Annotated in this window: 11 protein-coding genes; 6 read left to right on the forward strand and 5 right to left on the reverse strand. The window is 71.2% G+C overall.

Annotated features, from left to right (window positions below):
* Both ABDW35_RS24785 and ABDW35_RS24790 read right to left on the reverse strand, forming a co-directional pair.
* The coding region (locus tag ABDW35_RS24785; protein WP_343716535.1) for a hypothetical protein at window positions 1–740 on the reverse strand (740 nt) is incomplete at its 3' end.
* 15 nt (window positions 741–755) lie between these two features.
* Window positions 756–2,510 (reverse strand): OmpA family protein, encoded by a 1,755-nt coding sequence (locus ABDW35_RS24790; RefSeq protein WP_343716536.1) that lies wholly within the window; start codon window positions 2,508–2,510, stop codon window positions 756–758.
* A 346-nt stretch (window positions 2,511–2,856) separates the two neighbouring features.
* Here ABDW35_RS24790 and ABDW35_RS24795 point away from each other — a divergent pair, with 346 nt between their 5' ends.
* Entirely contained in the window at window positions 2,857–3,330 is a 474-nt protein-coding gene (locus ABDW35_RS24795; protein WP_343716537.1) for a peroxiredoxin, read from the forward strand.
* Here ABDW35_RS24795 and ABDW35_RS24800 read toward each other — a convergent pair.
* Window positions 3,327–4,211 carry a LysR family transcriptional regulator gene (locus ABDW35_RS24800; protein ID WP_343716538.1) on the reverse strand — a complete coding sequence of 295 codons (885 nt, stop codon included), beginning with the start codon at window positions 4,209–4,211 and terminating at the stop codon, window positions 3,327–3,329. The genes ABDW35_RS24795 and ABDW35_RS24800 overlap by 4 nt on opposite strands.
* A gap of 103 nt (window positions 4,212–4,314) precedes the next feature.
* On the opposite strand from ABDW35_RS24800, the gene ABDW35_RS24805 reads away from it, so the two are divergent.
* The gene (locus ABDW35_RS24805) at window positions 4,315–5,019 is read left to right on the forward strand and encodes a glutathione S-transferase family protein (protein ID WP_343716539.1); all 705 of its coding nucleotides are present in this window, start codon (window positions 4,315–4,317) and stop codon (window positions 5,017–5,019) included.
* Window positions 5,020–5,040: 21 nt separating this feature from the next.
* Here ABDW35_RS24805 and ABDW35_RS24810 read toward each other — a convergent pair whose 3' ends face one another.
* Window positions 5,041–5,817: a class III extradiol ring-cleavage dioxygenase gene (locus ABDW35_RS24810; RefSeq protein ID WP_343716540.1), complete on the reverse strand. Its 777-nt coding sequence runs from the start codon at window positions 5,815–5,817 to the stop codon at window positions 5,041–5,043.
* A 123-nt stretch (window positions 5,818–5,940) separates the two neighbouring features.
* On the opposite strand from ABDW35_RS24810, the gene ABDW35_RS24815 reads away from it, so the two are divergent.
* Together ABDW35_RS24815 and ABDW35_RS24820 are read left to right on the forward strand one after the other, a co-directional pair.
* Complete coding sequence (locus tag ABDW35_RS24815; protein WP_343716541.1) at window positions 5,941–6,852, forward strand: LysR family transcriptional regulator; 912 nt, start codon at window positions 5,941–5,943, stop codon at window positions 6,850–6,852.
* Between the two features lie 36 nt (window positions 6,853–6,888).
* The gene (locus ABDW35_RS24820; RefSeq protein ID WP_343716542.1) at window positions 6,889–7,257 is read left to right on the forward strand and encodes a cupin domain-containing protein; all 369 of its coding nucleotides are present in this window, start codon (window positions 6,889–6,891) and stop codon (window positions 7,255–7,257) included.
* Window positions 7,258–7,260: 3 nt separating this feature from the next.
* Here ABDW35_RS24820 and ABDW35_RS24825 read toward each other — a convergent pair whose 3' ends face one another.
* Complete coding sequence (locus tag ABDW35_RS24825; RefSeq protein ID WP_343716543.1) at window positions 7,261–8,052, reverse strand: ferritin-like domain-containing protein; 792 nt, start codon at window positions 8,050–8,052, stop codon at window positions 7,261–7,263.
* A 375-nt stretch (window positions 8,053–8,427) separates the two neighbouring features.
* Between ABDW35_RS24825 and ABDW35_RS24830 the strand changes: the two genes are divergently transcribed.
* Complete coding sequence (locus ABDW35_RS24830) at window positions 8,428–8,922, forward strand: YfiR family protein (protein ID WP_343716544.1); 495 nt, start codon at window positions 8,428–8,430, stop codon at window positions 8,920–8,922.
* A partial coding sequence (locus ABDW35_RS24835; protein WP_343716545.1) for a CHASE sensor domain-containing protein occupies window positions 8,919–9,407 on the forward strand: 489 nt, incomplete at its 3' end. The genes ABDW35_RS24830 and ABDW35_RS24835, both read left to right, overlap by 4 nt.

Below are 9,407 nucleotides of genomic sequence, written 5' to 3' on the forward strand. Positions count from 1 at the left end.
ACTTTCGAGCACTCGGTCTCCACCCCCCGGGCCAACCGGCTGGCCTGGCTGACCCAGCCCTCGCGCTCGATCCGGCCGGGAAAGGCCAGAAAGGAGCCGACCCAGTCGACATTGGCCCCGGTCCAGGCCGCGATCTGGTCGAAATGCCAGATCCCGAGCCCGTGCAGCCGGCCTTCGTTCTGCGGGCCGATGCCCTTGATGCGCTTGAGGTCGTCGGCCTTGCCGCCGCGCGGGGCGGCCAGACCCAGAGGCTTGGCGCCGGGATGGCCGTCCTCCTCGGCCGGCGCGGCGGCGGGCTGGGCCGGAACAGCCGGGGCGACCGGCTCCACCGCCACGACCGGGACCGCTGTGAGCGGCACGACCGTCGCGGCCGGCACCGTCACCGGGGCCACGGCCGTCGGCGCCGCAGCGGCCATGGCCGGCTCGGCCGCCGGTTCGGCCGGCCGCTCCGCGTCGCCGAGCAGGCTGCGCAGCCACGCTCCGGCGACGCAGCCGACCAGATAGGCGACGAAGAACAGCAGCGCCGTCTCCAGCAGCAGGCCGCTGCGCCCGCCGAACCAGCGGAACAGCGCGACCACCAGGCCGAGAAGCCAGACCAGCGCGCCCCATTTCAGCCAGTCCGGCAGCCAGGGCTCGTCGGCCCGCTGAACCTCCCCGGAGACCGTCATCCAGCCGATGACCGCCCCGAGCACCAGGGCGAGGAGGCTCCAGAGCCAGTAAGTTTCGATCAGGTAGACCATGGTCCCGCGCCTCCCTCAATTCACCAGGAAGTCGATCCGGCGGTTCTGGGCCCTGCCCTCCTCCGTCTCGTTCGACGCGACCGGACGGGTGCTGCCATAGCCCTCGGCCGTCAGGCGGTTGCCGGCGATGCCAGCCGTCTGCAGATAGTCGGCCACGGCCTCCGCCCGCCGCTTCGACAGGTCGAGATTGGCCGCGGCGTCGCCGGAAGCATCGGTGTGGCCGGAGATCTCGATCCGCGCCTCGGGGCAGCGCTGGGCTACGACCACGAGGTTGTCCAGCAGCCCGGCGGAATCCTTGGAGATGACCGCCTTGCCGGTGTCGAACAGGATCGTGCCCCTGGCCAGCAGCGCGCTGAACAGGCCCTGGCAGGTGGCGGCGTCCACCGCCGGTTCCGGCGGCTTCAGCGCGATCCAGGCATCGGCCATGTAGCGGTGCGGCAGCGCCGCCGCGAAGGCCCCCTGGATGTCGATCACCGCCTTCTCGTACAGCGCCTGGCCGGACAGCCTGGCATTGGTGCCGGACAGGGCCAGCGTGCCCTGGGCCAGGCGCGAAAGCTGGCCCAGCCCGGCCTGCACCGCCTCGGCGAAGCCCTCGGGCGCGCCGGCGCCGGGGGCCAGCTGGTCCTTCACCGTCTCGGCGAAGAACAGCCGCCGCGCCGCGTCCAGGATGCCCTGATGCGTGCGGTCGTCCGGATAGTAGCCGGACAGGGTCAGGCTGCCGCCCGTCTTCTCCGCGGTCAAGGTGTAGGGCGAGATCGTCGCCGGGGTGATGTCGACCGAGGCCAGCTGGAAGCCCTGCGGCAGCCCGGCGCGGATCGCCGCCGCGACCCCTTCGCTGCTGACCCCGGCCTTGCCGGCGCCGCTGACCGAGAGCCGGCCATCGTCGAGCGTGGCCTTGCCATCGGCCAGCCGGGCCAGCTGCGCCAAGCCCAGCTTCGCCGCCGCCAGGAAATCGCCGGCCGGCGCGCCGCGGGCGATCTGCAGCTCATCGATGATCCTGACCCCGGGGAACGAAGCGGCCGCGGCGCCGGCCAGCGCGGCCCGCGTCTCCTCCGACGGCACCGCGCCGCCGAGGCTCAGCGCGTGCCCGTCATTCTCCGCGCTCCAGGCATAGGGTTTCAGCTCCGGCGGCAAAATCTCCGCCTTCGCCAGGGTCAGGCCGGCCGGCAGCGTCTTGGTCGCCGCCATCGCCGCCTGATAGACGGCCTGGGTCGACGCCTCGCCGGCGATCGAATAGCCGGCGTCGCTCAGCGACACGCTGCCCTGCGACAGCGTCGCCATCTGGGCCAGGCCATAGGCCGCAGCTGCGGTGAAGCCGCCGGGCGCGCCGGAGGCGTAGGTTGCCTCATCGCGGATCTCGGTGTCGGGAAAAGCCGTCCGGGCCGCCGCCAGGATCGCCGCGCGCGCCTCCGGCGTCGGCACATGGCCGGACAGGACCAGCGCGGTCCCGTCGCGCTTCGCCGACCAGTCGAAGGGCTGCGCGGCGGAGGGCGTGGTCACCGCGCTGCTGACCAGCCGCACGCCATGCGTCGCTTCAGCCGCGGCGACGGCCGCCGCCGTCCGCTCCGGCGAGAAGGTCAGCCCGGCGACGGCGACGTCGCGGCCGGCGACCACGGCCCGCGGCGAATCGAGCGCCGTGGTCGCGGCGATCGCGGCGCCGGCGCGGTCGGCGAGGTCACGCTCGACCGCCCCGGTCTGGAGCCAGCCGGCGAGCAGCCAGAGGATGAGAAGCGGAACCAGCCCGAGCCACCATCGTTTCGGCTGACTCATGTTGCTCTCCCATGTCGCGACCGGAACGCAGGTCCAAACGGGAAAACTCAGCCCCGCCGCGATGACACCGGTTCGGCAAAGGAGGCCGGGCCGCGGCCAGGAAATCGGCTGCCGACACTTGCCGGCAAAAAGTGGACTTAGCCGAAACAGTCACGACCCGGGTCGCGACGACATCAACCGCACAATGAAATCACTCTCGATACTTGCCTCCCCATAGAATGGTATGCTTTGGGACACGACCAATCAAGAGGTGCAGCGCGGCGGCAGTCCGGCTGCGGCGGCCTCTTGCCGGGACCATGGCCGCCGGTCTAGTCAACGAGACGGTAAACCCGTCTGGAGAGATCCCATGAGCGTCGAGATCGGCAAGCCCGCCCCCGACTTCACCCTGCCCAAGGCCGGCGGTGGCACGGTCACGCTCTCCGCCCTGCGCGGCAGGAAGGTGATCGTCTATTTCTATCCGAAGGCCGACACCTCCGGCTGCACCAAGGAGGCCTGCGGCTTCAACGACGCGCTGCCGGAGTTCGAAGGCGTCGATGCCGAGATCATCGGCATCTCCAAGGACCCGGTGCCGGCGCTGAACAAGTTCGCGGCGAAATACGGCCTGACCTTCACCCTGGCCTCTGCCAAGGACGACGACACGGTCGAGCGCTATGGCGCCTGGGTCGAGAAGTCGATGTACGGCCGGAAATACATGGGCATCGACCGGTCGACCGTGCTGGTGGACGAGCAGGGCATCGTCCGCGGCCTGTGGCGCGGCGTGCGCGTGCCCGGCCATGTCGAGGCGGTGCTGGCCGCCGCGCAGGGCAAGGCGGCGGCCTAGCCGGCCGCCTCCGCCAGGAAGTCGATGACCGCGCGGACGGCGGGAAGCTGGCCACGCCGGTGCGGCGTCAGCAGCGTCGTCCACACCGTGCCGGCCTCCCACTCCGGCAACACCGGCGCCAGCGTGCCGGCAGCCCGGGCCTCGGTGGTCATGGTCTCGGGCAGGCAGGCGATGCCCAGCCCTGCCGCGGCCGCCCGCAACAGCACGACCGATTCATCCGCCACGAAGCTCGACACCGGCGCCGCCTGTGCCTCGCGGCCTTCGCGGTGGCGCAGCCGCCAGACGGTGGCCGACGGGCCGGTCAGCAGGCCGTCATGCTCTGCGAGATCCGCCGGTTCACGCGGTGTGCCGCGCCGAGCCAGATAGTCCGGCGCCGCCACCAGGGCGATCCGCTCGACCGCCATCCGCCGCTGCACCAGCTCCGAATCCGGCAGTGGCGCGAAATGGCTGCGCACGGCGATGTCGAAGCCCTCTTGCACCAGGTCGACGAAGCGGTCGGTGACGTGCAGTTGCAGCCGGATCTTCGGATAGGCCCGGGCCAGCGCCGGCAGCAGGCCGGCGAGGCGGAACTGGGCGGTCGGCACCGAGGCGGTGATACGCACCGTGCCGCTGGGTTCCGCCAGCCGGCGCCGGACCACGCCTTCCGCCGCCTCCGCCTCGATCATCGCGCCCCGGGCATGGTCGTAGAAGTCGCGCCCGAGCTCGGTCAGCACGAAGCTGCGCGAGGTGCGGTGGATCAGCCGGGCGCCCAGTGCCGCCTCCAGCTCCGCCACCCGCTTGCTGAGGGTCGATTTCGGCAGGCCCAGCCGCCGCGCGGCCGCGGCGAAGCCGCCGGCATCCACGGCCCGGACGAAGAGGATCAGATCATTGAGGTTGAGCACACCCATCGTCCATAGCTGTGGACCTTGGGTTCACACATGCACGGCTACAGGCCTGAAGTCCACAGGGGCATCTTTCCGGGGCAACCGCAACACGGGACCCATCATGGACCAGATCCTCTTCTACGGCGTGCCCTCGGGCTGCTCCTTCGGCTCGATCGTGGCGCTGGAATGGCTCGGCCTGCCCTACCGGCTGAGCCGCGTCGAGATGCCGGAGGTGGTGCAGAGCGAGGCCTATCGCCGCCTGAACCCGGTCGGTGAGACGCCGACGCTGCTGACGGCGGACGGCCGGGCGATCAGCGAGAGCCTGGCGATCCTGAACCACCTCGGCGCGCAGGGGGTCGACACCGGCCTGGCCTTTCGCCAGGGCACGCCGGGCTTCGACCGGCTGAACCAGGCGCTGGGCTTCCTGAACACCAGCTTCTTCAACGCCTTCAGCCCGCTCTGGTACACCCTGGAGCATGGCGTGGCGGGGCCGGAGCGCGACGCGCTGCGGGCCTATGGCGCAGCCAAGGTGGCCAAGGCGCATGCCGATCTGGAGGCGATGCTGGGCGGCCAGGACTGGCTGCTGGGCCAGCGCAGCCTGGCCGACGCCTACTTCATCGGCATCGCCCGCTGGACCAAGTATCACGACGTGGTCGACCGGCGGGACTATCCCGGCCTGCAGCGCCTGTTCGAGCGGCTGGAGGCTGACCCGGCGGTGCAGTTCGCCCATGCCATCGAGCGCGGCGAGCCGGCCCGCAGCACCCGCGGCTTCCACGGGGAGGTCAGCCTGGAGGAGGCTCTGGGCCTGGTGAAGCAGGCAGCCTGACGGCCGCCAGCGACATCCCGCTCAGAACGAATAGGCGTCCATCGCCAGCGCGCCCATGGTGACGCTGGCATGGAGCCGGCGGCCCGGCAGGTCGCCGGCCCCGAGGGCGACGAAGAACGGCAGGAAATGCTCGTCGGCCGGATGGTTCTTGACCGCCTCGGGCGCCAGGCGGCGGTAGTTCAGAAGGTCGTCGACCCGGCCTTCGGCCACTGCCGCCGCCACCCAGTCGATGAACACCTGGGCCCAGCCGGAGACCGGGGCGTCCGGTCCGCCGCGCCAGTCCAGCGCGCGGAGATTATGGGTCAGCGAGCCGGAGGCCAGGACCATCACCCCCTCCTCCCGCAGACCGCGCAGCGCCTGGCCCACCGCATAGTGGTGCGCCGGGTCGCGATGCGGCTGGATCGACAGGGTCGCGACCGGGATGTCGGCCGCCGGATACATCCGCCGCAGCGGCACCCAGGCGCCATGGTCCAGGCCGCGGGTCTGGTCGATCTCGACCGGCAGGCCGGCCGCGGCGATCCGCTCGGCGGCGAGGCGCGCCAGGCCGGGTGCACCGCTGGCCGGGTACCGGACCTGGTACAGCGGCTCGGGGAAGCCATAGAAATCGTGGATCGTCTCGGGCTGCTGCACCGCGCCGACGGTCGGCACCTCGGTCTCGAAATGGGCCGAGGCCAGCAGGATCGCGTCCGGGCGCGGCAGCGACGGGCCGAGCGCGTCGAAGAACCGCCCCGCCGGCTCGTCCGACAGCGCTAGCATCGGCGATCCGTGGGAGACGAAGAGTGCGGGCATCGTGGACATGATCGATCTCCAGGGCGTGGCGGCACGGGACGGCCGGACCTCCGCTAGCCCTCATATTGCGCCTGCGACCGATTTTGATAATCCGGCGTGACATCAAAAGATTGTTGATCCACCTTTGACAATATGGATCGCCTGACCACGCTGGACCTGTTCGTGCGCATCGTCGATGCCGGCAGCTTCGCCGCGGGGGCGGAGCAGCTGGGCCTGTCGCGCGCCCTGGCAAGCCGGGCAATCCTGGACCTGGAGACCCGGCTGGGCACCCGGCTTCTCAACCGTACCACCCGCCGGCTGAGCCTGACCGAGGCCGGCGCCGCCTTCTACCGGCGGGCCCAGCGCATCGCCGCCGACGTCCTCGAGGCCGAGGAGGAAGCCGCGGCGCTTCACGCCCGGCCGCGCGGCCTGCTGCGGGTGAACGCGCCGATGAGTTTCGGCGTGCTGCATGTCGCCCCGGCCATGGCTGCCTATCTGGAACGCTACCCCGAGGTCTCGGTCGACCTGACCCTGAACGACCGGGTCGTCGACCTGCTGGAGGACGGCACCGACCTGGCGATCCGGATCGGCCGGCTGGCCGATTCCTCGCTGATCGCCCGCCGCCTCGCCCCGTGCCGCATCCTGCTCTGCGCTTCCCCCGCCTATCTCGCGGCCCACGGCACGCCGCAGCATCCGTCAGAGCTCGCCCGACACCGCTGCATCGCCTATGCCTATGGCGGTGACCGCGGCGAATGGGTGCTGACCGGGCCGGAGGGCGAGGCGCGCATCCGCATCAGCGCCCGGCTGCAGATCAACAATGGCGACGCCATCCAGGCGGCGATCCGCGAGGGCTACGGCATCGCCCGGCAGCCGGATTTCATCGCCGCGCCGGACCTGGCCGCCGGCCGCATGGTGCAGGTGCTGCCGGAATGGCGGTTTCCGGAGCTCGGCATCCACGCCGTCTATCCGCCGGCCCGCACCCTATCGGCCAAAGTCCGCAGCTTCGTCGACTTCATGGCCGAGCGCTTCGCCCGTCCCTCCTGGAGCCTCGACAGCGCCAACTGAAGCCGGCAGTCTCACGCCTCCCGTCTGCGAGGCCTCATGAGCAAGACTGCCGCCGATATTGTCGATTTCGCTGCTGCCCGGTCCGAGGACAGCACCTACCGGCCGGATGCGGCCAAGATCCTGGCCGGCGACCCGGTGCAGACGGTGCGCAACTTCTATGACGACCCGAGCGGCCAGTTCTCCTCGGGGATCTGGGAGGGCGCGGTCGGCGCCTGGCGCGTGAGCTACACCGAGGAGGAGTTCTGCCACCTGCTGTCCGGCACCGTGGAGCTCACCGACGATGCGGGCGACGTCCGCCGCTTCGAGGCCGGCGCCAGCTTCGTCATCCCCGCCGGCTTCGTCGGCAGCTGGCGGAACGTGACGCCGGCCCGGAAGCTCTATGTGATCTACGAACGGAAGGGCTGACCCCTACTCCGCCAGCGGCTCGTAGAAGGCGGCGGCGAAGCCGGCCAGGTCGCGGGCCGGCACGTTGAAGGGTCGCTTCAGCTTGGCCCGGAAGTAGCGCCGCACCAGCGCGTGATAAGTCGGGACCGGCGGCAAGGCCTGACGGCCGCACTCCCATTCGAACCAGCGCCGGCCGGCGGCAACATGGCCGATCTCGTCGGTGTAGATCCGGTGCAGGATGCGGGCGCTTTCGGCATCGCCGGCGCGCTCCAGCCGCTCCACAGTCTCCGGCGTCACGTCCAGGCCCCGCGCCTCCAGCACCAGCGGCACCACGGAGAGACGGCCGAGCAGGTCTTCCGCCGTCTCCTCCGCCGCCTGCCACAGCCCGTCATGCGCTGGCAGGGCGCCGTAGCCGGAGCCGAGCTCGCCCAGCCGCCGCGACAGCAGGCCGTGATGCGTCGCCTCTTCGTCCGCGACCTTGACCCAGTCGTTGAAGAACCCCTCCGGCGTCTCCGCGGTGGCGAAGCGGGCGATCAGGTCCCAGCTCAGGTCGATCGCGTTCAGCTCGATATGCGCCAGGGCGTGCAGCAGGGCGATCCGCCCTGCCTCCCCGCCCAGCCGGCGCTTCGGCATGTCGCCGGGCCGCCGCAACTCCGGCTGCGCCGGGCGGGCTGGCCGCGCGGGCGGGCGGCGGGTGCCCAGCACCGGGATCGCACGCTGCCGCCAGGCCGCGGCGGCCTGGTGGCTCAGCTCGATCTTGCGCAGCGGGTCCGCAGTCTGGAGGATCTGGACGGCGAGGTCGGTCAGGGTTTCCATGGCTCGTCTTACACCAGGACCGCGCCGCCCCGAAATGGCGGCCGGCGCGGATCGTCTCAACTTTGGAACGGTCTCCGGGATGTTCCCGCCGCGCAACGATGTTATCCTCGGCCTCGTCGATGCAGCCCTCCGCAGGAAGGCGGGCGCGCGATCATTGCCAAAGCCAGACATTGTCCCGAGATCCCGTTGTTCCGATGCCGTGCCGATCACGCCTCCTTCGCCTCAGCGTCCCAGGTCATGATCGGCCGATCCCCGCCTCGCCCGGCCACCGCCGGACCGTCTTGCGGGCCTGACCGGGGGGCGGCTGGTGCCGGAGGTCGTCCCGGGCTGCCGCTGCTGCGGCACGCCGCCCTCCTCGCGGCAACGGCTGTCACGGTGCTGCTGGCCCTGGCCGCGCCCGGCCGGGCCCAGGACCCGCCGCGGGACAGCGCGGCCGCGGTCCAGCAGGTGGTGATGGGGATCATCAGCTACACCCGCTGGCCGGTCGAGCCGCCGATGCTGCGCCTGTGCGTGATCGGCCCGGCCGACTATGCCGACGATCTCCTGGAGGACTCCGCGCAACCGTCCGGCCGGCCGGTCCGCGGCATCCGACCGAGCCCCGGCGGATCGCCGGGCGAGGAGTGCGACATCGTCTATCTCGGCCGGCTCGGCGAAGCCGAGAAGCGGCAGGTCTTCACGCAGCTGGCCGGCCATCCCGTGCTCAGCATCAGCGAGCATGACGAGAGCTGCGCCGTGGGCAGCATGTTCTGCCTCCAGGTGCGGGGCACCGAGGTCTCGTTCCAGATCAACCTCGATTCCGTGGCCCGCGGCGGCGTCCGGGTCAGCCCGAAGGTGCTGCAACTCGGCCGGCGAAAGGAGACGCCGCCGTGAGCCGCCGTGCGGCGGCGGAGCGGCCGACGCTGCGGCGCGTGCTGCAGCGGGCCCATCTCGGCGTCGCCCTGCTGGCGGTGACGCTGGCCGGGCTGACGCTGACCGTCGCCGGCTTCGCCGCGCTGCGCGCCTATGCCGGCAGCAACCTGCAGCTGATCGCGACCTCGATGAGCTACACGGTCGAGGCGGCGCTGGTGTTCAAGGACCGCGCCGCGGCCGAGGAGGCGCTGGGCCTGATCGCCTCCGCCGAAGGCGGCGTCGCCGAGGCCAATGTGTTCGACGCCCACGGTGCGCTGTTCGCCCATTGGCAGCGTCCGGGCGGATCCACCCTTGCCGAATTGGATCATCGCCTGGCCGATATGATCTTCGCCTCGCCCGTGCTGCAGCCGATCAGCCATGACGGTATCGAGATCGGACGCATCGAGCTTTACGGCAACGCTGGCGGCCTGCTGCGCTTCCTGGCGATCGGAGCCTGCGTCGTGCTG

The organism is Inquilinus sp., from assembly GCF_039594555.1.
In the GTDB taxonomy this organism is placed as follows: domain Bacteria; phylum Pseudomonadota; class Alphaproteobacteria; order DSM-16000; family Inquilinaceae; genus Inquilinus.

Excerpts from the sequence above, each read along its gene's own strand:
- ABDW35_RS24790 (WP_343716536.1), bottom strand. The coding sequence starts at position 2,510 with ATGAGTCAGCCGAAACGATGGTGGCTCGGGCTGGTTCCGCTTCTCATC.
- ABDW35_RS24815 (WP_343716541.1), top strand. The coding sequence starts at position 5,941 with ATGGATCGCCTGACCACGCTGGACCTGTTCGTGCGCATCGTCGATGCC.
- ABDW35_RS24805 (WP_343716539.1), top strand. The coding sequence starts at position 4,315 with ATGGACCAGATCCTCTTCTACGGCGTGCCCTCGGGCTGCTCCTTCGGC.
- ABDW35_RS24795 (WP_343716537.1), top strand. The coding sequence starts at position 2,857 with ATGAGCGTCGAGATCGGCAAGCCCGCCCCCGACTTCACCCTGCCCAAG.
- ABDW35_RS24810 (WP_343716540.1), bottom strand. The coding sequence starts at position 5,817 with ATGTCCACGATGCCCGCACTCTTCGTCTCCCACGGATCGCCGATGCTA.
- ABDW35_RS24820 (WP_343716542.1), top strand. The coding sequence starts at position 6,889 with ATGAGCAAGACTGCCGCCGATATTGTCGATTTCGCTGCTGCCCGGTCC.
- ABDW35_RS24825 (WP_343716543.1), bottom strand. The coding sequence starts at position 8,052 with ATGGAAACCCTGACCGACCTCGCCGTCCAGATCCTCCAGACTGCGGAC.